Below are 25,023 nucleotides of genomic sequence, written 5' to 3'. Positions count from 1 at the left end.
AGCCATGACGGCAATTTGGTGAAAAAGGGCTAGCTCTGGGCTAGCTCACCTGCCCTATTACCACGGGTAGGCCGGGATCGGTCGCCGCTTCCAGCGGTGACGGCGGCGCCCCCGCGGCCACCAGGTGCGCGGCGAACGCGGCGATCATGGCGCCGTTGTCGGTGCACAGCCGGGGCCTGGGGATTCGCAGACTCAGCCCCACCTCGGCGCAGCGCTGGGTGGCCAGCTCGCGCAGCCGGGAGTTGGCGGCCACACCGCCCGCGATCAGCAGGGTCGACACCCCCAGGTCGGTGGCCGCGCGCACCGCCTTCCTGGTCAACACGTCGGCGACGGACTCCTGGAATCCGGCCGCGACGTCGGCGGGCCGGAAGTACGGATGGCTTTCCAGATAGCGGGCCACCGCGGTCTTGAGCCCGGAGAAGCTGAACGCGTAGGGATCATCCGGCCCGGTCATGCCGCGCGGGAACACGGGGATCTCCGCGGCCTCGCGGCCGCAGGTGCGGGCCAGGTCGTCGAGCACCTTGCCGCCCGGATAGCCCAGCCCCAGTAGCCGCGCCACCTTGTCGTAGGCCTCACCGGCCGCGTCGTCGACGGTGCTGCCCAGCTCGACGATCGGTTCGCCGAGCGACCGCACGTGCAACAGGTGGGTGTGCCCGCCCGACACCAGCAGCGCCACGCACTCGGGCAGCGGGCCGTGTTCGTACACGTCGGCGGCCAGGTGCCCGCCCAGGTGGTTGACGGCGTAGAACGGCACTCCCCACGCCGCCGCATAGGCTTTGGCCGCGGCCACCCCCACCAACAGCGCACCGGCCAGGCCCGGGCCGATGGTGGTGGCGATGATGTCCGGTCGTTTCACACCGGCCGCCACCAGTGCCCGACGCATCGCGGGACCAAGCGCTTCCAGGTGCGCCCGGGAGGCGATCTCGGGAACGACGCCGCCGAACCGCACGTGCTCGTCGACGCTGGAGGCCACCTCGTCGGCCAGCAATGTCACCGTGGCCCCAACACCCGTGCCCTCCAGCCGTGCGATGCCGACTCCCGTTTCGTCGCACGAGGTTTCGATGGCCAGGATGATGGTCATCGGCGCGGCTCCCGTCGCATCGTGTAGGCGTCGGCGCCGCTGACCCGGTAGTAGCGCCGGCGCAGGCCGATCTGCTCGAAACCCACGCTGCGATACAGCGCGAGGGCGGCCTCGTTGTCGGTGCGGACCTCCAGGTATACGACGCCGCCATCGGCGAAGGCGAGCAGGTCGTTGAGCAGCCGGCGGCCGATGCCTTGTCCCTGGTAAGCCGGATCCACCCCGATGGTGTGCACCTCGTACTCGTAGGGCGCGGTGCTGCCCAATCGTGAAATGCCGGCATAGCCGACCAGGGCGTCGCCGCTGCGCGCGCCCACGTAGTGGTTGCGCGCGCTGGCCAGTTCTCGTTCGAACGCCACCGCCGGCCACGGGTCGTCGCCGTCGAACAGCTGCGCTTCCAGCTCGGCGCACCGCTTGGCGTCCGCGGGCGTCAGCGCACCGAGGATGACGGGTTCGGTGTGGGCGGTCATGCGCGAGCCGCCAACGGCTTGGCATCCGGCCTGCGCAGATACAGCGGCATCAGCGGCGGCGGGTTGTCGGACCATTCGCTCACCGCAGCCACCAGCCCGACTGGGGTCGGATACACCGGCTCACACCGTGGCAGGCCGAACAGCACCGCGTGCTCGGGCGAGCCGGCGACGGCGCGGGCCGGCCCGGGATCGACGTCGGCCGGCGCGTCGACGGCCGGCCCGGCAATGCGGACCCCGTCGCGGTAGCGCGCCCAGTACACCTCGCGCCGGCGTGCGTCGGTGACGACCAGCGTGTCACCGGTGGTATGGCCGCCGATGGCGTCCAGGCTGCACACGCCGTACACCGGGATCTGCAGCGCATGCCCGTAGGCGGCGGCCGTCGCCATCCCGGCCCGCAGACCGGTAAAGGGTCCAGGCCCGCAGCCGACCACCACGGCGTCCAGGTCGGTCATGCTCAGTGCCGCGTCGGCAAGTGCGGCCAGCACGTTAGGCGTCAGCCGTTCGGCGTGCGCCCGCGCGTCGACGGTGACCCGCTGGGCCACGGCGACAAAGCCATCGAGGCGCACCACGCCCGCGGTCACGGCCGGGGTCGCGGTGTCGATGGCAAGGACGAGGCTCATGAACACACCCACTGCCAGGTCGCGATCCGCACGTCGGAATGGCTGACTCGCTCCAACCGGACGTCGAGGTATCGCTGCGAAAGGCGTTCGGCCAGGCCCTCACCCCACTCGACCACCACCACCGCGTCGTCGAGTTCGGTGTCGAGGTCCAGTGAGTCGAGCTCGCCGAGCAGAGCGGCAGTTGTGTGATCGGGCCGGTCCAGCAAGCGGTACAGGTCGACGTGAATCATCGCCGGACGGCCGGGGCGGCGCGCCGGGTGTACCCGCGCCAGCACGTAGGTCGGCGAGGTGACCGGACCGTCGACATCCATGGTCGCGGCAATTCCCTTGGCCAGCACGGTCTTTCCAGCACCCAGCGGACCGGAGAGCACCACCACGTCGCCGGCCCGCAGCTGCTCACCCAGCCGGGCTCCCAGTGCGACGGTGTCCTCGACGCGCTCCAGTTTCTGCCGCTCAGCCATGACGCAACCGTTCCCGGAATCGCCGGTACCGCAACGTCATCGCGCCCGGGGTGGCTCGGTCGACCAGTCGAGCCAATCCCTCGTTGATGGCGTCGGGCTTCTCCAGCAGAGCCAGGTGACTTGCCCCGCCGACGATGACCAACTCCGACTGCGGCAGCGAAGCCGCCATCTTCTTCGAGTATTCGTCCGGGGTGAGCAGGTCGTGGTCGCCGCAGGCGATCAGGGTCGGGACCTTCAGCAACGTCCACAGCCCGGCGGTTTCGTCGTGGACTTCCAGGGCCTGCAGGAACTCCACCAGGGTGGCGATCGGGGTGTCGTTCATCATCCGCTGCGAGAACGCGTCCAGGCTCCGGCTGACCTGCAGGTCGCTGAAGGACGCGGCGCGCAGGATCGGGGCGATCAACGACCGGGACACGGTGCGGCCCCGGTGTACCAGCTTGGGCGCGGAGCGGGCGGTGAACCGCACGGCTTCCAACGCGGGGTTCTTCAGGAACTCGCCGAGCGGTGAGCGCGTCACCCCTTCGGCGGCCGAGGAGATCACCGCTGCCCCCACGATCCGTCGCCGGCGTCCATAGTGCTCGGGGAACTGGCGGGCATGCGACAACACCGTCATGCCGCCCATGGAATGACCGACCAGCACAATCGGCCCGCGCGGCGCGGTGGCCCGCAGCACCGTTTCCAGGTCCTGGCCCAGTTGGGTCAGTGTGTAGGTCTCGGGTGCGGCTTCGCCGGACTGGCCATGCCCACGCTGGTCGTAGAAGACCATCCGCACCCGCGGTCCCCAGTGTTCGCCCAGCCGCATCCGCTGAAAGTGGAAGGCGCCCATGCGGAGGCAAAAGCCATGGGCGAACACCACGGTCACCGGGGCGTCGGTCGGCCCGGCCTCTCGCACCGCCAGCGGCACCCTGTCGGGCGTGGTCACCACGTGGCCGCGATCGCTGTCCAGCCGCTCGAAATCCTCGTCGGCGTAAGGGTCTTCGACGACGCCGCTGCGTTCGGCCAGCGACCGGCGGGCAGCGGCTCCGACGATCGTGGCGACCGCGGTCAGCCCGGCGCCTCCCGCAAGCCACGCCCTACCCTGGTGGCTCTTATGGGATTCGTTGGGATTCAACGGCTTTCGGCCTCACGATAGGTCCTGGTGATCCGCCCGCGCGGGCTGGTGACCACTTCGTAGTGGATGGTGCCGACCAGATTGGCCCAGTCCTGTGCGGTAGGCTCGCCGCGGGTGCCGGGCCCGAACAGAATGGCCTCGTCACCTTCGGTCACGTCGACTCGGCCGGGGCCGAGGTCGACGACGAACTGGTCCATGCAGATCCGGCCGACGCCCGGTCGTCGCCGGCCGTTGATCAGTACCTCCAGACGCCCGCCCAGCGACCGGAACACGCCGTCGGCGTAGCCGATCGGCAGCAGCGCCACCGTGGTGTCGTGCGGCGCGATCCAGGTGTGCCCGTACGACACGCCTTCTCCTGCGGGGACCGACTTGACCAGGGCTACAGCGCATTTCACGGTCATCGCCGGCACCAGGCCCATCTCGCCCAGCTCAGGAACCGGGCTCAACCCGTACACCGCGATACCCGGCCGCACCAGGTCGAGGGTCAGGTCGGGACGGGCCATGGTCGCCGACGAATTCGACAGATGCGCCACCTCGAATCCGACGCCCTGTTCGCGGGCATATGCCAGCATGTCCCGGAACCGTTGGGCCTGAACGTCGTTGATGGGCCGGTCCGGGGCGTCGGCGTACACCAGGTGCGACATCAGCCCCCGCAGCCGGATCGCATCTTCGGCGACGGCCTGCCGCAACCTGGTCAGCATCTCCGGGTACAGCGGCGGCGCCACGCCGTTGCGGTTAAGCCCGGTGTCGACCTTGACGGTCACCGTCGCCGTCTTGCCGGTACGGGCCACCGCATCCAGCAGTTCGTCGACCTGACGTGCCGACGAGACCGCGATTTCGACGTCGGCCAGCAACGCGGGCGCGAAATCGATGCCGGGCGGATGGAGCCAGGCCAGCACCGGCGCGGTGATGCCGTCGGCGCGCAGCGCCAGCGCCTCGTCGACGGTGGCGACACCGAGTTCGGCCGCCCCCGCCGCCAGCGCCGCCCGGGCGACCCTGGTCGCGCCGTGGCCGTAGCCGTCTGCCTTGACGACCGCCATGACCTGTGCGTTCCCGGCGTGTTCGCGCAACACCCGCACGTTGTGCTCGACGGCGCCCAGGTCGATCACGGCCTGGGCCAGGACGCCCGGTGTCCGGGATATCGGCGTAACGGCCAACGAACTCGTGCTCCCACTCTCGTCTGTATGTCGGTTCGCAGCCATTCTCCCAGAACGGTTCGGATCACCGATGAGAGCTAGGCGGCGGTGGTCACATGCGTCACGCCCGTCTCTAGGTAGGCAGCACCCGATGTGCCCGTCTCACTCGAAAATTCATGGTGACCTGACCACGAATGCGGCTGGTCAACGATGTCCTCGTGCGCAGCCTGGCCGCCTGCGCATACCTTGGCTCGGTTTTCCGGTTTCGGCACACCCGATACCGCGCCTTCGCTCAAACCCGTATCGAGTGTGGGCAGCCGTTCGGGACTGTCTGACGTGCTCACCGCATCCGCGGTCATGCCACCGTTTCGAGTGTGCAGTGACGGCTTTGACTGTGTATGCAGGGCGGGATCCGCCGTGATCGGCCGCCCTGACGGCGCACTCGGCGCCATCAACGCGCACTCGGCGCCATCAGCCGCCGACCCAACCGCATCAGCACGCGATTTCCGTCTCCCCACAGCGGGGCGCAGCCCCATGAACGCTCGCAGCGACAACGCCGGCGTGTCGCGCATAGGTGGGCATAACGAACACCGTCCCCGGCAGAGGCCAATGTGACGGATGTGACATGAACGCCGCTGCGGCGCGGCCGCCTCCCGACACGCCGGCGCTAATGCGCAAAGTGCTGGGCGTCGTAATGCCCGCCAGGCTTGAGCTTGTCCAAGGTCCGCACCGCGGTAGAGATGTCGTCGTGCAATGCCCGCGCCAGGTCGGCGGAGAGCCCTTCGCGGACCACGATGCGCAGCACGGAGATGTCGGTGGCGTTGTCGGGCATGGTGTAGGCCGGGACCTGCCAGCCGAACGTTCGCAACTCGTGCGAGACGTCAAACTCGGTATAACCGCGGTCGCCGGCCAGCCGGAAAGCGACGACCGGAATCGCCGAACCGTCCGAGATCAGCTCGCAATGCTCGGCGTTCTGTAGCTGCTCGCCGAGCCACCGCGCCGTCTGCGACAGGGCCTGCATGATCTTGATGTAGCCCTCGCGGCCCAGCCGCAGGAAGTTGTAATACTGGCCGACAACCTGGTTGCCCGGACGGGAGAAGTTCAACGTGAACGTCGGCATGTCGCCGCCGAGGTAATTGACCCGGAACACCAGCTCCTCCGGCAGGTACTCGGGACCGCGCCACACCACGAACCCGACGCCGGGATAGGTCAGCCCGTACTTGTGGCCGCTGACATTGATCGACACCACCCGGGGCAGCCGGAAGTCCCACTGCAGGTCGGGATGCAGGAACGGCACCACAAAGCCGCCACTGGCGGCGTCGACGTGCACCGGGACGTCGACACCGCCGCCCGCCGCCAATGCGTCCAACGCTGCGCAGATCTCGGCAACCGGTTCCAGCTCACCGGTGTAAGTAGTGCCCAGAATCGCCACCACCCCGATGGTGTCCTCGTCGACGGCATCGATGACCTGCTCGGGAGTGATGACGTAGCGCCCTTTTTCCATCGGCAGATAACGGGGTTCGACGTCGAAGTAACGGCAGAACTTCTCCCACACCACCTGCACGTTGGAACCCATCACCAAGTTGGGCGTGCGATCCTTCCAGTCCCTGGTCTTTGCCCGCCAGCGCCACTTCATGGCCAGTCCCCCCAGCATTACCGCCTCGCTGGAGCCGATCGTCGACACCCCGGTGGCGCTGGTCGCGTCGTCGTCGCGCAGCCCCTCGGCGTGGAAGAGGTCGGCGACCATGGAGACACAGCGGGACTCGATGGCCGCGGTCGCCGGGTATTCGTCCTTGTCGATCATGTTCTTGTCGAACGTCTCGGCCATCAGCTGCCCGGCCTCGGGGTCCATCCAGGTGGTGACGAAGGTGGCCAGGTTCAGCCGCGAACTGCCGTCGAGCATCAGCTCGTCGTGGATGAACTGGTAGGCGGCTTCGGGTTCCATCGATTCCTCGGGTAGCCGCAGCGCCGGGACGGGAGTGGTGAACATCCGCCCGGTGTAGGCGGGAGCGATCGCATGCGAGGGCACGGACGGGTGGCTGCGCGACACGGCAGATCCTTTCGTCGGGAGTTGTTACAGAGCAGCCAGGGCGGCTCTGATGTGGTGCAGGATTCGTGATGCCGACGTCGGCGCGCCGCCGGGCCCCGGATCGACGGCCGACAGCCCCGCTGCTCGGGCATGCACGAAGGCAGCTGCCGCGGCGGCTTCGGCCGGCGCAAGCCCCGACGCCAGCAGCGCCCCGATCATCCCGGACAGCACGTCACCGGATCCGGCGGTGGCCGCCCAGGACTGTCCGGCCGGACTGAGATACACCGGGCCGTCGGGGTCGGCGATGACGGTGACGTTCCCCTTGAGCAGCACGGTGGCGCCGAAGGTGTCGGCCAGCTTGCGGCAGGCGCTGACCCGGTCGTGACCGGGCGGTGCGCCGGCCAGCCTGGCGAATTCACCGGCATGCGGCGTCAGCACCGTCGGCGCCCGGCGATTGACCACCAACTCCGGGTGGGCCGCCACCATGGTCAGCCCGTCGGCGTCGACGAGGACCGGCAGGTCGGTTTCCAGCGCGAACCACAACGCGGCCGCTCCGGCGGCCTCCTCGTCTGAGGTACCCAGGCCCGGCCCCACGACCCAGGCCTGCACCCGACCGGCCGCCGCCGGGGTGGTCGACGCGATCACCTCCGGCCAATGGGAGAGCACCTCGGCGTGGGCGCTGCCGGCGTAGCGGACCATCCCCGAGGTGGCCGCCACCGCCGCACCCGTGCACAGCACTGCCGCACCCGGATACGTCGACGAACCGGCCAGGACACCGGTGACGCCCTGGGTGTACTTGTCGTCGTTCGGGCCGGGCACCGGCCAGCGCGCGGCCACATCAGAGGCCGCCAAACCCAGCAGGTCGGTGCCGGGCAAATCGAGCCCGATATCGACCAGGACAACGCGGCCGCAGTCGGCCAGCGCGTGGACCGGTTTGAGCCCGCCGAAGGTGACGGTCAGCGCGGCGTGCACCGCGGGGCCGGTGATCGCCCCGGTCGCCACGTCGATGCCGCTGGGGATGTCGACGGCTACCACCGGGATCCCGGCGTCGTCCACGGCGGCGAACACCTCGGCCGCGCGGGGCCGCAGCGGCCCCGAACCGGAGATGCCCACCACCCCATCGATAACGAGATCGGTTGCCGCAGGCACCTTTTCGACGATGCGACCGCCGGCTCTGGTGAACGCCGCCAGCGCCTTAGGGTGGGTGCGTTCCGGATTGAGCAGCACCGCGCGGGCCGACGCGCCGCGGCGGCGCAGGAAGGTGGCCGCCCACAGCGCGTCACCGCCGTTGTCCCCGGATCCGACGACCGCGCACACCCGGTGGCCGGCAACCCCGCCGGTGCGGTCGGTCAGTTCCCGGATGATCTCAGTGGCCAAGCCGTAGGCCGCCCGCCGCATCAGTGCGCCGTCGGGCAGGCTGGCCAACAGCGGTGCTTCGGCGTCGCGGATCTCGTCTGCAGAGTAGTAATGCCGCATCGGTGTCAGCATTCCATGGGTGCGAGTGGCTTAGACCGGGGCCTCGCGTGAGCCGCGCCTACGGAAAATCTCCTTGAGTCTTGCCGGATTCCATGCCGGCTGCTTGCGTTCCCTGGCCATCGGATAGAAGGCCAGGCCAATGAGGATGGCCGTGAAGTGACCGATCGCGGTGAAGTTCAGTTCGATCTTGTCCATGGTGATCAGCGGGAAGCCGAAGATGACGAACAACACCCCCAGGTAGCCCCACCGCCACGGCTTGGCGATGCGGTAGGTCAGCACCGCCATCACCCCCACCAGGAAGTAGCTGACCCCGATGTCGCGCGATTGCACCATCCGTTCGGACGCGTCACGCATTTGGATCGCGAAGTAGAGCAAACCCTCGCTGAAATAGGTGGCGCCGATGTGGGCAGTCAATCCTACTGTGAGCCAACGCAAGTGGCCGAGCCAATGCTCGGCGGGAGCGAGAAACAGCGTGAACAGTAAAAGGTAGGGCTCCAGGTTCCGGCCGTCAATCCACAACAGGCTGGAGAACAGCACCTCCAGCGGATCTCGTCCCAGGTGCCGGATGTTGGTGGACCGGTGCAGCAGGACGGTGTGCAACTGCCGCCCGGTGAGCTGGTTCTGGATGACCGTCGTGATCGCCAGTACCAACAGCCAGGTGTACGTCAATGGCGCGTTGCTGACGAAATGCCACACCGCCAGCGCCCAGCCGCGCACTCGCGTCGACACCGATACATTCGTCACGGGTCAACTTTTACATGGTTGGTGTTACCGCGGGAAGGTTCACCAAACGCGTCCGCTACTCCACGGTGACGGACTTGGCCAGGTTGCGCGGCTTGTCCACGTCGTAACCCCGGGCCTGGGCAACCGCGGCGGCGAACACCTGAAGTGGGATGGTCGACAGCAACGGCTGCAAAAGCGTTGACACAGCAGGGATTTCGATCAAGTGATCGGCGTAGGGGCGCACGGTTTCGTCGCCCTCCTCGGCGATCACGATGGTCACCGCGCCGCGGGTCTGGATCTCGCGGATATTGGACAGCAGCTTTGCGTGCAGCGTGGCCGAGCCCTTAGGTGAGGGCATGATGACGATGACCGGCAGGTCGTCTTCGATCAGCGCGATCGGGCCGTGCTTGAGCTCACCGGCCGCGAAACCCTCGGCGTGCATGTAGGCCAGTTCCTTGAGTTTGAGCGCACCTTCCAACGCGACCGGGTAGCCGACATGGCGCCCCAGGAACAGCACCGTTGACGACTGCGCGAACCGGTAGGCCAGGTCGGCCACCGGCTTGACTCCGCAGATGACCCGGGCCACCAGATCGGGCATCGCCTCCAGCTCGCGGTACTCGCGTTCGACCTCGTCGGGGTATTTGGTGCCGCGGGCCTGCGCCAAGGCCAGACCGAGCAGGTAGTTGGCGGCGACCTGCGCCAGGAACGTCTTGGTGGACGCGACGCCGATCTCCGGGCCCGCGCGGGTGTACAACACCGCATCGCATTCGCGGGGGATCTGGGAGCCGTTGGTGTTGCAGATGGCCAGCACCTTGGCCTTCTGCTCCTTGGCGTGGCGGACGGCTTCCAAGGTGTCGGCCGTTTCCCCGGACTGCGAGACCGCCACGACTAGCGTGCTGCGGTCCAAAACCGGGTCGCGGTAGCGGAATTCGCTGGCCAGCTCCACTTCCACCGGCAGCCGCGTCCAGTGCTCGATGGCGTATTTGGCGAGTAGCCCGGAGTGATACGCCGTGCCGCAGGCGACCACGAACACCTTGTCGATGTCGCGCAGCTCCTGATCACTCAAGCGTTGTTCGTCGAGCACGATCCGGTTACCCACGAAATGCCCCAGCAGCGTGTCGGCCACCGCAGTGGGCTGTTCGGCGATCTCTTTGAGCATGAAGTACTCGTAGCCACCCTTTTCGGCGGCGGCCAGGTCCCAGTCGATATGAAACTCTCTCGCATTCGCGTCGTCCGGGTTGCCGTCGAAGTCGGTGATCCGGTAGCCGTCCGCGGTGATCACCACCGCCTGGTCCTGGCCGAGTTCGACCGCGTGGCGGGTGTGTTCGATGAACGCGGCCACGTCGGACCCGACGAACATCTCGCCGTCGCCGATACCGACCACCAACGGAGTTGAGCGGCGGGCAGCGACGATGGTGCCGGGGTCGTCGGCATTAGCGAAGACCAGGGTGAAGTGGCCGTCCAGCCGGCGCAGCACGGACAGCACAGAGGCAACGAAATCGCCGGCCGTGTCGCCCTGGTGATACGCCTGCGACACCAGGTGCACCGCGACCTCGGTGTCGGTGTCGCTGGCGAACTCCACGCCGGCCGTTTCCAGCTCCTGGCGCAGCATGGCGAAGTTCTCGATGATGCCGTTGTGGACGACGGCGATCCTGCCGGCGGTGTCGCGGTGCGGGTGCGCGTTGCGGTCGGTGGGACGACCGTGAGTGGCCCACCGGGTGTGGCCCAAGCCGGTGGTGCCGGTCAGCTCGGACGGCGTCATGTCGGCTACCGCCGCCTCCAGGTTGGCCAGCCGGCCGGCACGGCGACGCACCGTGAGCTTGCCCTCACCGTCGACCACGGCCATACCTGACGAGTCGTAGCCGCGGTACTCCATCCGGCGCAGCGCGTCCAGGACGACCTCGCAGGCAGGACGCTGCCCCACGTAGCCGACAATTCCGCACATAGCAGACCAGGGTAGTGCAGTTGGACGACTGGACCCATCCTCAGAGTCACCGCTAACGTCGACGGGTGGCCCGCACCCGCACGCTCTTCGGCGCCCTCAGCCGCCGTGGTCCCCACCGCGTTCTGCGCGGTGACCTCGCCTTTGCCGGCCTGCCGGGGGTGGTGTACACCCCCGAAGCCGGACTCAACCTGCCCGGCATCGCCTTCGGCCACGACTGGCTGACCGCCGCCGCCCGCTATTCGGGCCTGCTGGAACACCTCGCGTCCTGGGGCATCGTGGCCGGGGCTCCCGATACCCAACGGGGACTGGCGCCATCGGTGCTGACCCTGGCCTTCGACCTGGGCGTGGCCCTCGACATCGTGGCGGGGGTGCGGCTGGGTCCCGGCAAGATCAGCGTGCATCCCGCCAAGCTGGGGCTGGTGGGACACGGCTTCGGAGGATCGGCCGCGGTGTTCGCGGCTGCCGGCATGCCCGCCAAGCCGGCAGCCGTGGCGGCGATCTTTCCGACCGTCACAGCTCCCCCGCCGGAGCAGCCCGCAGCGACCCTCAAGGTCCCGGGCCTGATCATGAGTGCACCAGGAGATCCCAAGACGTTGACGTCCAACGCCCTCGAGCTGTCGCAGGTCTGGGACGCGGCCACGCTGCGCATCGTCAGCAAAGCCAAGGCCCGCGGCCTGGTCGAGGGCAGGCGGCTGACGAAGGTGGTCGGGCTGGCCGGCGCGGACCGCAAGACGCAGCGTTCGGTTCGGGCGCTGCTCACGGGGTATCTGCTGTACACCCTCGGCGGCGACAAGGCATACCGCGACTTCGCCGATCCCGATGCGCACCTGCCCGAGACGGACGCGCTGGATCCGGAAGCTCCCCCGGTGACCCCCGAAGAGAAGATCGTCACGCTGTTGAAGTAAGACCTGACTTTTGTCACTGTGCGCGTTCCCCTCCGCTGTAGCGCTCCGACCCTGGGGTTGGGTTCGCAGCTGGTGCGGACTTGCGGACGGGCGCCAACCCAGAGCGCGCCGGGGGCGTGCATGCGCGGCGCGGAACAGTGACGTGCCCGTTGGCCGGGAAGTTGGTCCGGGTGCGTGCTCGACGGCATCAGTAATCACATGAGCCACGTCAGTACCGTGGGCTGGCCATAAGGCGATTCCCAACTGCGCTAGCACCGGCGCTATCGCACTTGACAATCGCCTATTGGTTAGTCGCGCAGCGCCTTCCGCCGACCACCCCGATGCACATATCCGAGCCATGCCCGGGGATTCGTGCGCACCCTGCGTCGTCGCGCTCATCCCCGGCCTACCCCAAATCGACGACGTCACCAAAGCCATCGCCACAACCACGAACCGCGCAGTAGCCTGACAAAAGCCAGGTAAGACGTGTCGGGGGCGCACAACACCGACCCGAACCCGGTCAAACCGGGATTTCAGCCACCCGAAAACATCGCGGTTGGGAATCTATAGGAAAACCGGGCAGACCAGCGACATGGCCCGACTCCAGAATCAATATCAAGAATGCAAACACGCGGGCCCATCGGGGGATTCACGTTCCGCTGATGAGCGCCCGAATTTTCTCCCTTGGTTCTGATCTTCGGTAACGGCTTGGCCGTACGTCACCAACCGATCGAGGAAGGGCCGGAGATAGAATCGGAGCGGTTGGGAATCTGCGGGCAAAGTAATCCGCGGATCGATATCAAGGATGCCCTGGGCCAAGAAAAAGAACCAACTTTGTTTGATGTCGGAGTCGAGAATTTCCACACTCGCGTCCGGATGACTGCGTCATTGAATAGCAAGATATCGAGATCCAGGGTACGGGAGGAGTATTTATCGACGGTCCATACTCACTCGGCCCAGTTTGGCTTCGATGGATCGCACAACGCCGAACTTAAAAGCCGGGGCGTCGCAGCCCGTTTGCACCAGAGCAACGCAGTTAATGTAATGGGGAAAATCTTTGACAAGATCTTGGTCTGGGGCGGGAATCGCGTCCGTCCTAAAACAGCGCGACAATGTTCTGATGGAGCAGAACTTTTCCAATTCCGTCATGGCCCGAAAAATATTGACTTCCGGCTGAATACTAGAGGCGATGCTGAGATAAACACGATTATGGGCCATGTTTCTAACGCTCTCGATACATCGATACCGCCGGAGAGCTCGCAAAGCGGAGAGCGCCGGGCGAGATTGGCCCACATCACAACATTGATCACCACATCCTGCTTTTATGTGCCGCTCTTCCGGGAACGTGCCAATGATGCACCGCAACACTAGATCGCGGATATAGATTTTGTCGAGCCCATCGGACATAGGAATTGTCTCCTACCTGGCCGGCAACGAAATAGTTCTTGAGATGGAACAGCACCGTGATGTTATTTGGTCGACCGGGCCGCTGGAGGCGGTTTCCTGCGATGACGGCCCGCATCCGCTCATGCCCCCCCGGAATAGACTGGCGGCAAAATCGGGTCTGAAGCGGTCCCGTTAACACGCGCATCGGAAGCAAGCTCGGATGCCGACGTCTCCGATTCTTTCGCGATGAAAGCTTTGGTCGGTAGGAGGGCATGGACTTTGATGTTGTGCCACGGATCGTCTGGAGTCGGCTCGAAAACGGCTACCAACGGGCGAGCGATAACCGCCACGCTAAGTCCCTTCGATTCCAGGTCACAGACGTGTCTGGTGGGAACTGTATCGCGGCAGACGCCGGTCCGTGACTTGACCGGATTGTCGACGGCCGCTGAATTCAGTCCGACGCCCGAACGGTGCGGCCGGTCACTGAACGACCCGGAGTGGGTGGCGACGAGTCCACCGTAGTCGAAATAGCCAACGCAGCAACAACTTCTTCACGCGAGAATTCGGCCTGCACAGCTGATCTGCGGATTCATCGGCCGCCCCGTTGGCATCGAGCGAGGTACCGCAGCGCGGTGTGCCCGTGTCGCCCTGGTAAGTGTCATTGATGCGAATCGGCATCGCCTTGGACTACTCGGGCGCCTTTCACGAAGCCGTCGACCGAGTCGTCGAACTGGAGAAGTCCGGCATCGACATCGCGGTGGTGGCTGAGGCGTATGCCTTTGACGCCGTCAGCCACCTGGGATACCTGGCCGCCAGGACAACCCGCGTGGAATTGGCCTCCGGGGTACTTCCGATCTATGTCCGCACGCCGTCGCTGCTGGCGATGACCGCCGCCGGCCTGGACTTCGTATCCGACGGCCGTTTCCACCTCGGAATCGGCACGTCCGGTCCGCAAGTGATCGAGGGCTTCCATGGCGTCGAATTCGACGCTCCGATAGGCCGCACCCGCGAGGTGGTGGAAATCTGCCGGCGGGTCTGGCGTCGGGAGCGGCTGCACTACGCCGGCAAGCACTACCAGATCCCGCTACCGGCCGATCGCGGAACAGGTTTGGGTAAGGCCCTGCAGCTGATCAACCATCCTGTGCGGGAACGCATTCCGATATCGATCGCCGCGCTGGGACCGAAAAACGTCGAACTGACCGCGGAGATTGCCGAGGGCTGGCAGCCGGCCTTCTTCTATCCGGAGAAGGCTCGTGGGGTCTGGGGAGAAGCGCTGGCAGCCGGTACCGCCAACCGAGATCCCGCGATGGGCCCGCTGGACGTCATGGTCGGCGCTTCGTTGGCAATCGGGGAGGATGTCGAGGAACGGTTGGGCTGGACCAAACCGCAACTGGCCCTCTACATCGGCGGCATGGGCGCCAAAGGCCGCAACTTCTACCACAGCCTGGCCACCCGCTACGGCTTCGGGGCGGTCGCAGACCGGATCCAGGAGCTGTATCTGGCCGGCCGCAAACGAGAGGCGATCGACGCGGTTCCCGACGAGCTGGTGCGCGGGATTTCGCTGATCGGGCCGCGGGGCCACGTCGCCGAACGACTGGCCGCCTTCGCCGAAGCCGGTGTCACCACGCTGTTGGTCAGACCGGTGACCGGCGATTCCCGTGAGGCGGTGCGCTATGTCGAGGAACTGCTACGCCTGCGTCCCTCCTGACCCGGTCACTGCCCGGCCTTCGGAAGCTCGTCCGCGGCGATCTCGCAGGCGGTCGACCCCTTGGTAGCCGGCTGCGGTGGCAACCCGTTCACCGGACCCGACGCAGGCGGTGGTCCGCTGGGCGGCGGTTCGGCGACCGGCGACCCGGCAGCCGGCGGGTCGCCGACCGCCGGCGTATCGACGGCCCGCGGTTCGGCTCCGGACGGTTGTGGCGCGACCGGCATTGCCACGGCGGCGCCGTCGGTCGCCGTGCCAGACCCCGGCTCGCCGGGTTCGCCGGCCTCTTTGGCGTCGGCTACCTTTCCCGCCTCGGCGAGTCCGGCATCGTCGGCGACGCCGTTACCCATGGGATCGTCGGGCACGGTCGGACTCTCCGAAACCAAGGGGTCGTCGAGCGGTCCGGCCGCCGCCCCCAGCAGGTCTGCCATCGCGTCGACAATTCGGCTGGCGAGTTCACCCAGGCCGCCAGCTCCTCCGAGTCCGCCCGAGCCGTCGAGCGGAGCCGCCGCACCATCGCCCACCCCGGCTCCCAGTCCCGAGGGCGTCGGCGCGGTGGTCGGGGCCACGGGTGTCGCCGGCGCAACCGCAGCCTGAGCCGGTGCCGGGTGCGACGGCACGGTATCCAGCACGCCCGCCGCGGGTATGGCTGCCGCCCTCGGCGCGGTCGGCCATGCCGGCCGCCCGGGACGCCAGCCGGGGCGCCGGTCGGGGCCAAGGTCGCCGGCAATCTCGAAGCACGCCTGCGGCGCGGCGGCCAGCCGGTCGGTGACCATGTCGTAGGACGCCGTCACCCCGGCCAGCGTCGAACGCATCGCAGTCAGCCAGTCGCCGCGAATATCGTTGTCTACGTATGGCATTACCTGGCCGCGAAGCACCTCCTCGGCACCTGACCGGTCTCCCGCTCCGGTCAGCACCGTACCGGCAGCGGCCGACCACGGCGGCCGCTGCGCCAGAGTGCGATCGTCGATGGCGATGGCCGTCGCCACTTTGGAGTCGATCAGCTGCCACAGGTTGTCGCGCAGCGACTCGCAGCCCTGCGCGGCCGCGCGGACCTCGGTGGCCGACGTGGTTGCCCCATCGCAATGGCGCTGCAGAAAGCGGACGGCGGCGTCGGCTCCCGGGCCCGTCCATGCGGCCGCCAGCTCGACCACCTGCGCACGCTGTATCCGCAGCGCTTCGGTTATCGCTGTACCGGCAGCCCGCAGCTGCGCGCAGTCGGAGTCCAGCGCGTGCAGGTCGAGTCCCTCTTCGCTGTCGTACCAGTCGCTGATCTGGGCGGGACGTGAAGTCAAGTCCGGGTGGTGGTAGCCAAGCCGCTGACAGGCCAGCAGGTAGGTCTGGGTTCGCTCGACCGCCGGCCGGCCTTCCGCGAGGCGTTCGGCGACGTCTAGCCGATCGGCCACGATCAGGCGATCCGGCCGGCGGCGAACAGGTCCGCATCGGCATAGCGCTGGGCGCCGGCCCGCAGCGCGACGGCGATCTCGGCGGCAGCACGAGACCATTGCGACAACTCGGCGGCCAGCCGGTCCAGGCCGGCACGCAACGCCTCACCGCGCTGCGAGTGCGCCCGGCCGGCGTGAGCACCGCCAAAAGTCAACCGGGACAAAAGGTTTGCTGCTGCGTCGTCGACGAGTTCGGCTGCGGCGCTGATTCTGTCGGCCACCGCAAGCACCGCCGTCACGTCAATAGCGCTGCCGGCTTCAATAGCGCTGCCGGCGTAGTTTTTTCCATGATCGAGTCTCATGCTTGGTTGGACGCCGGACACGGCGCCCGGGTTCCCCGAAATTCAGCGCGCGGCGCTGACCGCATCGGCGACGCTGGCCGCCAATCGCCGTGCGACGTCCTCGTCGGCCGCCTCCACCATGACGCGAATCATCGGCTCAGTTCCGGAGGGACGCAACAGGATTCGGCCCGTGTCGCCAAGCTCTGCCGCAGCCCGGTCGACAGCCGTCTGGACCGACGGCGCGGCGGCGGCGGTGGCCTTGTCGGCAACCTCGACGTTGATCAGTACCTGCGGCAACGTCTGCATCGCCGACGCGAGGGAGGCGAGCGACGAGCCGGTCTGCACCATGCGGGTCATCAGCCGCAGCCCGGTGACGATCCCGTCTCCGGTCGATCCCAGCGCCGGCATCACGATATGACCGGATTGCTCACCGCCCAGGCTGTAGTCGCCGGCGCGCAATTCCTCGAGGACGTAGCGGTCACCGACTGCGGTGGTGCACACGGTGACGCCGGCGGCGCGCATGGCCAGATGCAGGCCGAGGTTGCTCATGACTGTGGTCACCAACGTATCGGCGGTCAGTTCGCCGGCTTCCCGCATCGCCAGCGCCAGCACCACCATGATGGCGTCGCCGTCGACGAGCTCACCATTGGCGTCGACGGCCAGGCAGCGGTCGGCATCTCCGTCGTGCGCCAGACCCAGGTCGGCACGATGCGCAATGACGGCCGCCCGCAAACAATCCAGGTCCGTCGATCCGCAGGCGTCGTTGATGTTGACTCCGTTGGGCTCGGCGTTGATCGCGATCACCCTGGCCCCGGCGGCCCGATACGCGCGCGGCGCCACCGCCGACGCGGCTCCGTGGGCACAATCGACGACCACGGTGAGACCGTCAAGCGGGGTGGTGCTGGCCTTGCTCACCTGACGCAGGTAGCGTTCCGCCGCATCCTCGGCGTCGATGACACGGCCGATCCCCGCGCCGACCGGACGCAACCCGGGGCCGGAGGCGACCAGGTTCTCGATCTGGTCCTCGGTGTCGTCGTCGAGTTTCTGTCCCCCGGCGCCGAAGATCTTGATGCCGTTGTCGGGCATCGGGTTGTGCGACGCCGAGATCATCACCCCGAAGTCAGCGTCGTAGGCACTGGTCAGGTAGGCCACCGCCGGTGTCGGAAGCACCCCGACCCGCAGCGCGTCCACACCTTGGCTGGTCAGCCCGGCGATCACGGCCGCCTCCAGCATTTCGCCGCTGGCCCGCGGATCACGCCCGACCACGGCGACCTGCCGGCCCGGTCCACCCGAACGCGCCAGGTGCCGCGCCGCGGCGGCGCCCAGCGCCAGGGCCAACTCTGCGGTCAGCTCGCGGTTGGCGACCCCGCGCACACCGTCGGTGCCAAATAGTCGACCCATGCGGACAAACCTCTCACAGTTGACGTCTTGCACCCAAAGGTGCCCATTTCTTTCTCGCCGAAACCGTGCCCGCGGGTGCGCCGACACGCCGCACACGATGCATAAAAGGCACGGTTGCGGCCAGAAAGTGATGTTTGATCAGCGCTTGCTGTACTGAGGCGCCTTGCGGGCCTTCTTCAGCCCGTACTTCTTGCGCTCGGTGGCACGCGGATCGCGGGTGAGAAACCCGGCCTTCTTCAGCGGGGGCCGGTCCCCCGGGTTGGCCAGGATTAACGCGCGGGCTATGCCCAGGCGCAACGCCCCGGCTTGGCCCGACGGGCCGCCGCCGTTGAGGTGGGCAAAGATGTCGTAGCTTTCCACCCGGTCGACCGTGACCAACGGAGCCTTGATGAGCTGCTGGTGCACCTTGTTGGGGAAGTAGTCCTCCAGAGTGCGGCCGTTGAGGTCGAACTTTCCGGTGCCGGGCACCAGACGCACCCGTACCACGGCTTCCTTACGGCGCCCGACGGTCTGGATGGGCCGTTCGAACACGAACGATTCGTGCTGGACTGGCTGGCTCTCGACGGCGGGAGCCTCGCTGACTTCGGTCACTGCGCCACCTGCTTGATCTCGAACGGAACCGGCTGCTGCGCGGTGTGGGGATGCTCCGGCCCGGCGTAGACGCGGAGCTTGCGCTGGATCTCACAGCTCAGCTTGTTCTTGGGCAGCATCCCGACGATCGCCTTTTCCACCACGCGATCCGGGTGCTTTTGCATCAGCTCGCCGATGGTGCGCTTGCGCAGGCCGCCGGGATATCCCGAGTGGCGGTAAGCCATTTTGTGACGCAGTTTGTCGCCGCTGATGGCGACCTTGTCGGCATTGACGATGATGACGAAGTCGCCACCGTCGACATTGGGCGCGAACGTCGGCTTGTGCTTGCCGCGCAGCAGGTTGGCCGCTGCGACGGCAAGGCGGCCAAGCACCACGTCCGTGGCGTCGATGACGTACCACGACCTCGTGGTGTCACCCGCCTTGGGCGCGTATGTAGGCACAGCGCTTACCACACTTTCTCTCGGGCGGATCCCGGTGCGACCCGGGTGCCGGTCAGGTGGACCTGGTGGGTCCAAGGGGGCTTGTCCTCGGCGACCGACATTGACCCGAGGCCCCGGCGTACCGCACGCCAACGGAGCAGCTTACCGACGGCCATCCCCGCAGGTCAAAATCGCCGCAGGTCAAAATCTTCGGTGACGATCACTGTGCGGTCCCGACGGCTCTCCTCCGTCGGGACCGCACAGAGCTTCGGGCGCCGTAACTTCGGCCTAGCGTGCCCACATGCCGGCTGCCCGGCGGTCGGCGTGCGCCACGTCCTCGGCGCCGTCGCGGACCGCATTTCCCAAGTCGACCAGGATCTCGTTAAGGGCGCTGGCCGCCTGATGCCACCTGAGCTGCTCGAGTTGGTATGCCGCCGCCGCTTCCCGAGTCCAGAGTTGCTGCAACGGCGCGATGTGGGATCTCAGCTCCTGCAGCGCGGCGTTGAAACGCGCCGAGGTGGTGTGGATCTCCTGACGAACGCAGTATTCGATGGCGTCGAAGTTGTACGACAAGGCGGGGTCTGTGGTCATATCGGAGGCTGATCCTGTCGATCACAAAGTTCCGCCGGCGGCGGCGATATGGTGGGCATGGTTTTGACCTGCCTCGTGCAGCATGGCCTCGTTGTGCCGGATGGTTTCGGCGATCGCATGCAACACGTGGTACAGCCTCGTCGACTCGGCGTTCCAGCGATCCACCACGTCTTTAAATCGCGCGGCGGCCATCCCGCCCCAGATCGACGCCGGAACGCTGCTCATGCGGCCGATGAAGGCCTGCAGCATCGCCCGGATTTCCTCGTTGCGCGCGTCGGTCGTGGCCGCGACCGACCGCATCAGGTCGAAATCGGCATTCAATGCGTTCGGGCTCACCTGTTTCCCTTCCAGTTGTTGACACCAAGTACGACTACGGGCGACGCGATTCGGTTCCCTTCAAATTTCCCCGGCTCAGCCGAGCGCATGCGCCGACCGCACGGCGCGTTCACAGACGTCGCGCACGGCGTCCTGCGCACCGGGCCTGCTCTGGCACCCGACGCTGATCCGGACCCCGCCGTCGAGCAACACCGTCCACCACACGTCATGTCGGGCGCGCAGCTCGCGGTAGGTCACCGCGGGCCGGCCGGCGCTCACGGCGGACGGGTTGAAGTCGACGAACACCCCGGCCGGTTCCGCGTCGACGGCCCGTCGCAACCGTTCGACGGTCTGCGTCAGCGTTTCCCCGGGCACCTGCGATTGGGTGATGTGCAACGCCACCTCCGGCTCTGTCGGCGACGTGAGCTGTACTCGAGCCGAACCCGGCCCGCCGATCACCCGCTGCGTGGGCCAGCCGGCGGGAACAGTGAGCGCGACGCGGCCCTCCACCAGAAACGTCGTCGGCGCCACCGGCACCGCCGTGGCACCGTGACGCGCCGTTGCGGCCACCACCAGCACCGACAGGACGACGCCGGCGGCCGCCAGCCCCGCGAACCTGCCGGCGCGGGCGCCACGCTCCACGCCCGGGGACCCCGTCGGCTCCTCCGGCGCGTCCTTCGCCAGCTGGGACAGTCGAGCATCGTCGACCTCGGCGACAACTTGGCGGCCCCGCAACGCACCCACGATCGCCGTCGCAAGCGCTGCCGCTCCCGCGACGGTGCCCGGCACATCGATGACCACCGCGGCGCCGGCGCCCCGGATCATGCCGGCGACGACCCCGACGACCTCCTCTGCCACCACCTGAGCCGTCGCCAGGCGCGGCACGGCGGTCATCACCTCGGAGTCGACGACAGCGACCAATCGATCCGCAATCTCCACCACAATGTTCTCCGCGGAGGCTTCCGCGGAGGCATCCGCGGCGGCTCGGGTGAGCAGCCACGACCGCGGCCGCACCACCAGGGCACCGCCACCCACCGCCCGGGCTGCCCTGGTGACCACACCCACCCGCGCCACCGGCCACCACGACGGATGCACGACGACCATGCCGTCGCCGTGGTCGCGCGCCAGCCTGCGCAACGTAGCCGACCACAGCGCCGCAACGGCTACCGGCCGCTCATCGACCAGCGCCACCGGGTCGTCGATCGCATCCAGGGCAGCCGCGCGCACTTCGGTGTCGGCAACAACGCCTGCGTCACAACACAGTCGGCGGATCGCGCCGGGGCCGGCCTCGATCACCACGGGATGCGTGCTCATGGCGGCGGACTCCACGCCACCTGAACCCGTCGCTCGTCGCCGGTTCGGCTGATCAGGACACCGCGGCCCGCGGGCAACGGGCCCGGGCGGCTCAAGCCGAACAACGCGCCTTCCTCGGGACGTCCGCTCATCATCAGCGCCAAGCAGCCGAAGTCACGCAGACCCGCCAGCAGTGGCTCGAACATGGCTCGTGCGGCTCCGCCGCTGCGCCGCGCAATCACCAGGTGCAGTCCGAGATCCGTTGCATACGGCAGGTATTCGAGTAGAGCCAGCAGTGGGTTACCCGCGGTTGTGGCGACCAGGTCATAGTCGTCGACCACCAGATAGATGTCCGGTCCGGCCCACCAGGACCTGGTACGCAACTGCGGCTGGCTCACCTCGGCGGGGGGCGTTCGGTGCTGCAGCAGCGATGCCACGCCCGGCAGCATCGCATCCAATGCCGGCACCGACATGGCATAGCCGCCAAGGTGTTCGGACTCGACAACACTGAGCAGGGCGCGCCGAAAGTCGACGATGAAGATCCGGGCCTGGGCAGGGGTTCTGGCCCGGACGATCTCCCGGCACAGCAGGCGGAGCGTGGCCGACTTCCCGCACTCGTTGTCGCCGAGAATCACCAGATGGGATTGGTGTTCGAAATCGACTGCAGCGGGCCGCAGTTCGCGCTCCTCGAGACCGATCAGGATGTGCTGGTCGTCCGCGAGGCACAGGACGCTGTCGTAGTCCACCCGCGCGGGCAACAATGGTATCGGCGGCGCTACCGCGTCACCGCGGTGACACAGATCGACTCCGTTCGGTCCGGGCAGGGCGACCATCATGTGCGAACCGTCGGGCGCTAGCCCGCGTCCCGGCCGGTCGCGGGGCACCTGCTGCGCCTGCCTGCGGTCCACGTCGGATTCGGCGGGCTCGCCGAGTCGCAGCTCGATCCGGGTGCCGATTTGGTCCTTGAGCGACGGCCTGATCTCCGCCCATCGCGACGCCGACACCATTACGTGAATCCCGAATGAAAGACCTTGTACCGCAAGCGCGGTGATCGGCTCCTCCAGTTCGCCGAATTCTTGGCGCACCGTTGCCCAACCGTCGACCACCAGAAACACGTCAGCGGGCCGGCCGCAGTTCCCGTCTTGCTCGCATGCCAATGACTCCCGCGACCGCAGCACCGACTCCAGCTCTGCCACGATGCGCCAGACCAACTCCGGCTCCGACCGTCCGGCAACCGCCCCCACATGCGGCAGCTCGCGGATCGCTGCCAGAGCACCGCCGCCGAAGTCCAGGCAGTAGAACTGGACCCGGCCCGCATCGTGGGTGGCCGCCAATGCGGTGATCAACGTGCACAAGGCGGTCGACTTGCCCGATCGGGTCGCCCCCACGACCCCGACATGGCCTGCGGCCGCGGACAAGTCGACAGTCAGCGGCGAGCGGGATTGGTGAAACGGCCGGTCCATGATCCCGATCGGCACCGTCAGTTCGCGCCGCGCATCGCCGGCCAACAGGGCATCCAGCGCCGGCGCCGCCTGCAGCGGCGGTAACCAGACCCGGTGTGCGGGTGGACCGTGACCGGCCAATCGGTCCAACACCGCATGCAACACGCTGCGCGCGGGCTCGGTACTCGCCTCGGCGGCACCCGTGACCGGCCCGGCATACTCCGACGTGAACAGCCGCACCCCCTGCGGCAGGGCCGTTCGAGCCGCAGGCCTGGGCGGCGGCAGCGGTCCCGAAACGAACGCGGTCTGGAACCGGGTCAGCTTCCCGGTGGCCGTGCGCAGCCAGCCGGCACCCGGAGTGTTGGGCAACTCGTAGGCGTCGAGTGTTCCCAAGACGGCACGTGAATCACTGGGGGACAATGTCTTCAGGCACACCCGGTAGGACAGGTGGGCTTCCAGTCCACGCAGCCTGCCCTCGTCGAGCCGCTGACTGGCGAGCAACAGATGCATCCCCAGCGAGCGTCCGAGCCGGCCGATCGCGACGAATACCTCGGCGAAATCGGGGTGCTGGCTCAGCAGTTCGGAGAACTCGTCGACGATGATGAACAGCGTCGGCAGGGCGGCCAGTCGAGCGCCGCCGCGGCGCGCATTCTCATAAGCGGCCACGCTGACAAAGTTGCCGGCCGTCCGCAGCAGCTGTTGCCGACGGTTCATCTCGCCGGCCAGGGCCTCTCGCATCCGGGCGACCAGCGGCGCCTCGTCGGCCAGATTGGTGATGACCGCAGCCACCTGCGGCGACCGAGCCAGGTCGAGAAACGTCGCGCCGCCTTTGAAATCGATGAGCAGCAGATTGAGCGCCCCGGGGCCATTGCGCGCCATCATGCCCAGCGCGACGGTTCGCAACAATTCCGACTTCCCCGATCCGGTGGCGCCGACACACAGGCCGTGCGGTCCCATACCGTTTTCGGCGGGTTCCTTGATGTCCAGTTCGACCGGGGTACCGTCGGCCCCGGTTCCGATCGGCGCGCGGAGCCGATCTCCGGCGTTCTGGTTACGCCACCGGGCGGCCGGGTCGAAAGCATCGACCTCAGCGATGCCGAGCAGGTTGGCCCATTCTGAGCCGACGGTATTGCGGTCGCCTCGGTCGCTGGCCCGGTACGCCGCCAGCAGGCGCGCGCATACCACCGCGTCGACGGGTTCCATCCGGTCCGCGCGCGCCGGTGTCTCGGACTCACCACCATGCCGGATCACCATGGCCGAACCGTCACCGCAGCGGCCGACCGCGAGGATCATCGCACCGGCGATCGAGGCGGCGGCGGGTTCGTCGGTGTCGACGATCACCACGGTCGGCAGCGCGGCACCGCTGAGCGAGGCGTGTGCAGCCGCCCAGGTGGTATACACCATCCGGGCCGGGCCCAGCGCGTCGATGCGACGTTGGTGTTGGTTGTGCGGCAACCACTTCAGCCAGTCCCAGTGTCGGCGATTCCGGTCGCTGGCCACCGCTGCGATCGCCACCTGATCTGGCGGGTGCAGCACCGCGAGTTGACAGACCATCGCTCGGATGAGCCCACGCACCCCGGCCGCGTCGCCCTCGATGGTGATGGTCTCGCGTAACGAGATCGCGACGGGTGCATCGGCAATCGTCGAGTGCACGCGCAGAAAACGACGCAGCGCGGTCACAGTGACCGGATCGGCTCGCTGGCCGGCCGGCAGCTGCTGAGCCACCAAACGGGTTGCCAGCGGCCGGGTACCACGGCCGACGCGCACATGGCAGAAATCGGCATCGGCCGGTCGGCGCTCCCACATCCGCGGTTCACCGACCAGGCTGCACAGCATGTCCGGCTCGGGATGCGTCCAATTCAGTGACGAGTGCTGTGCCACAGCGATTTCAGTGACCATAGCGCGCAGGCCGGTCAGATATCGAAGGTAGTCCAGACGCTCGTCGTCCAGGCCGCCATCGCGGCCGCGACCGAGGCCGGTTACCGCGGCGACGACCAGCGACACCACCGTCATCGCCGGGAACGCCAGAAACACCGGACTGCGGGTTGTCGACGATCCCGAAAGCAAGGCCACTGCCGTAATGCCGAGCATCACCCCCGATATCGCAAGCGGCGCAACGCGTACCAGAAGACCCGGTGATCCGGATCGCGGCACCTCCGGTGGCGCGGCGACCACCACTTCGGCTGTCACAGTTCGACGACGCTAGGTAGCGCGGCGACCG

General features: G+C 67.5%; 23 protein-coding genes. 3 read left to right on the top strand and 20 right to left on the bottom strand.

What is annotated here, in order from left to right:
- Positions 1–40: 40 nt before the first annotated feature.
- From tsaD to glmS, 11 genes are all read right to left on the bottom strand, one after another.
- Positions 41–1,081, bottom strand: a complete 1,041-nt coding sequence (gene tsaD / locus AWC07_RS00535) for a tRNA (adenosine(37)-N6)-threonylcarbamoyltransferase complex transferase subunit TsaD (protein ID WP_036420081.1) — start codon at positions 1,079–1,081, stop codon at positions 41–43.
- On the bottom strand, positions 1,078–1,548 hold the full coding sequence (gene rimI, locus AWC07_RS00530; protein WP_036420080.1) for a ribosomal protein S18-alanine N-acetyltransferase: 471 nt from the start codon (positions 1,546–1,548) through the stop codon (positions 1,078–1,080). The genes tsaD and rimI overlap by 4 nt, the downstream gene beginning before the upstream one ends.
- Entirely contained in the window at positions 1,545–2,168 is a 624-nt protein-coding gene (gene tsaB / locus AWC07_RS00525) for a tRNA (adenosine(37)-N6)-threonylcarbamoyltransferase complex dimerization subunit type 1 TsaB (protein WP_036420079.1), read from the bottom strand. Before tsaB ends, rimI begins: the two co-directional genes overlap by 4 nt.
- Positions 2,165–2,629 carry a tRNA (adenosine(37)-N6)-threonylcarbamoyltransferase complex ATPase subunit type 1 TsaE gene (gene tsaE / locus AWC07_RS00520; RefSeq protein ID WP_036420078.1) on the bottom strand — a complete coding sequence of 155 codons (465 nt, stop codon included), beginning with the start codon at positions 2,627–2,629 and terminating at the stop codon, positions 2,165–2,167. The genes tsaB and tsaE overlap by 4 nt, the downstream gene beginning before the upstream one ends.
- Positions 2,622–3,677 (bottom strand): alpha/beta fold hydrolase, encoded by a 1,056-nt coding sequence (locus AWC07_RS00515; RefSeq protein ID WP_425271201.1) that lies wholly within the window; start codon positions 3,675–3,677, stop codon positions 2,622–2,624. The genes tsaE and AWC07_RS00515 overlap by 8 nt, the downstream gene beginning before the upstream one ends.
- A gap of 59 nt (positions 3,678–3,736) precedes the next feature.
- Positions 3,737–4,897, bottom strand: a complete 1,161-nt coding sequence (gene alr / locus AWC07_RS00510) for an alanine racemase (protein WP_139829454.1) — start codon at positions 4,895–4,897, stop codon at positions 3,737–3,739.
- 77 nt (positions 4,898–4,974) lie between these two features.
- Positions 4,975–5,235 (bottom strand): hypothetical protein, encoded by a 261-nt coding sequence (locus tag AWC07_RS26380; protein WP_139829453.1) that lies wholly within the window; start codon positions 5,233–5,235, stop codon positions 4,975–4,977.
- Between the two features lie 308 nt (positions 5,236–5,543).
- Positions 5,544–6,926, bottom strand: coding sequence for a glutamate decarboxylase (gad, locus tag AWC07_RS00500; RefSeq protein WP_036410035.1), 1,383 nt, complete (start codon positions 6,924–6,926; stop codon positions 5,544–5,546).
- 24 nt (positions 6,927–6,950) lie between these two features.
- The gene (locus tag AWC07_RS00495; protein ID WP_036410036.1) at positions 6,951–8,381 is read right to left on the bottom strand and encodes a bifunctional ADP-dependent NAD(P)H-hydrate dehydratase/NAD(P)H-hydrate epimerase; all 1,431 of its coding nucleotides are present in this window, start codon (positions 8,379–8,381) and stop codon (positions 6,951–6,953) included.
- A 30-nt stretch (positions 8,382–8,411) separates the two neighbouring features.
- Complete coding sequence (locus tag AWC07_RS00490) at positions 8,412–9,125, bottom strand: rhomboid-like protein (RefSeq protein WP_139829452.1); 714 nt, start codon at positions 9,123–9,125, stop codon at positions 8,412–8,414.
- Between the two features lie 55 nt (positions 9,126–9,180).
- The gene (gene glmS / locus AWC07_RS00485) at positions 9,181–11,049 is read right to left on the bottom strand and encodes a glutamine--fructose-6-phosphate transaminase (isomerizing) (protein WP_036410038.1); all 1,869 of its coding nucleotides are present in this window, start codon (positions 11,047–11,049) and stop codon (positions 9,181–9,183) included.
- A 65-nt stretch (positions 11,050–11,114) separates the two neighbouring features.
- Here glmS and AWC07_RS00480 point away from each other — a divergent pair, with 65 nt between their 5' ends.
- The 3 genes from AWC07_RS00480 (at position 11,115) to AWC07_RS00470 (ending at position 15,027) form a co-directional block, all read left to right on the top strand.
- On the top strand, positions 11,115–11,954 hold the full coding sequence (locus tag AWC07_RS00480; RefSeq protein ID WP_036410039.1) for a dienelactone hydrolase family protein: 840 nt from the start codon (positions 11,115–11,117) through the stop codon (positions 11,952–11,954).
- Between the two features lie 663 nt (positions 11,955–12,617).
- Entirely contained in the window at positions 12,618–13,304 is a 687-nt protein-coding gene (locus AWC07_RS28260; RefSeq protein ID WP_244187381.1) for a hypothetical protein, read from the top strand.
- Positions 13,305–13,983: 679 nt separating this feature from the next.
- Positions 13,984–15,027 (top strand): LLM class F420-dependent oxidoreductase, encoded by a 1,044-nt coding sequence (locus AWC07_RS00470; protein WP_036410040.1) that lies wholly within the window; start codon positions 13,984–13,986, stop codon positions 15,025–15,027.
- A gap of 5 nt (positions 15,028–15,032) precedes the next feature.
- On the opposite strand, the gene AWC07_RS00465 is transcribed toward AWC07_RS00470, so the two are convergent.
- The 9 genes from AWC07_RS00465 to eccCb all read right to left on the bottom strand — a co-directional run bounded on the left by AWC07_RS00465 (position 15,033) and on the right by eccCb (position 24,992).
- A complete protein-coding gene (locus tag AWC07_RS00465) occupies positions 15,033–16,430 on the bottom strand; it encodes a hypothetical protein (protein ID WP_085104902.1) in 1,398 nt (465 codons plus the stop codon).
- A gap of 2 nt (positions 16,431–16,432) precedes the next feature.
- On the bottom strand, positions 16,433–16,771 hold the full coding sequence (locus AWC07_RS00460) for a hypothetical protein (RefSeq protein WP_051508282.1): 339 nt from the start codon (positions 16,769–16,771) through the stop codon (positions 16,433–16,435).
- 42 nt (positions 16,772–16,813) lie between these two features.
- Positions 16,814–18,151 (bottom strand): phosphoglucosamine mutase, encoded by a 1,338-nt coding sequence (glmM, locus tag AWC07_RS00455; RefSeq protein ID WP_036419852.1) that lies wholly within the window; start codon positions 18,149–18,151, stop codon positions 16,814–16,816.
- 138 nt (positions 18,152–18,289) lie between these two features.
- Positions 18,290–18,742 (bottom strand): 30S ribosomal protein S9, encoded by a 453-nt coding sequence (rpsI, locus tag AWC07_RS00450; RefSeq protein ID WP_036419850.1) that lies wholly within the window; start codon positions 18,740–18,742, stop codon positions 18,290–18,292.
- Positions 18,739–19,182, bottom strand: a complete 444-nt coding sequence (gene rplM, locus AWC07_RS00445) for a 50S ribosomal protein L13 (protein ID WP_036419849.1) — start codon at positions 19,180–19,182, stop codon at positions 18,739–18,741. The genes rpsI and rplM overlap by 4 nt, the downstream gene beginning before the upstream one ends.
- A 267-nt stretch (positions 19,183–19,449) precedes the next feature.
- Complete coding sequence (locus tag AWC07_RS00440; RefSeq protein ID WP_036414212.1) at positions 19,450–19,752, bottom strand: WXG100 family type VII secretion target; 303 nt, start codon at positions 19,750–19,752, stop codon at positions 19,450–19,452.
- A 21-nt stretch (positions 19,753–19,773) separates the two neighbouring features.
- Positions 19,774–20,088, bottom strand: coding sequence for a WXG100 family type VII secretion target (locus tag AWC07_RS00435; protein WP_279628842.1), 315 nt, complete (start codon positions 20,086–20,088; stop codon positions 19,774–19,776).
- Between the two features lie 75 nt (positions 20,089–20,163).
- Positions 20,164–21,381: a type VII secretion-associated protein gene (locus tag AWC07_RS00430; RefSeq protein ID WP_036414238.1), complete on the bottom strand. Its 1,218-nt coding sequence runs from the start codon at positions 21,379–21,381 to the stop codon at positions 20,164–20,166.
- Positions 21,378–24,992, bottom strand: a complete 3,615-nt coding sequence (gene eccCb / locus AWC07_RS00425) for a type VII secretion protein EccCb (protein ID WP_036414213.1) — start codon at positions 24,990–24,992, stop codon at positions 21,378–21,380. The genes AWC07_RS00430 and eccCb overlap by 4 nt, the downstream gene beginning before the upstream one ends.
- Between the last annotated feature and the right edge of the window lie 31 nt (positions 24,993–25,023).

Source organism: Mycobacterium gastri (assembly GCF_002102175.1).
GTDB classification, from domain to species: Bacteria; Actinomycetota; Actinomycetes; order Mycobacteriales; family Mycobacteriaceae; genus Mycobacterium; species Mycobacterium gastri.
Note: the sequence above shows the minus strand (reverse complement) of the source record. Positions and strands in the feature narration are given on the sequence as shown.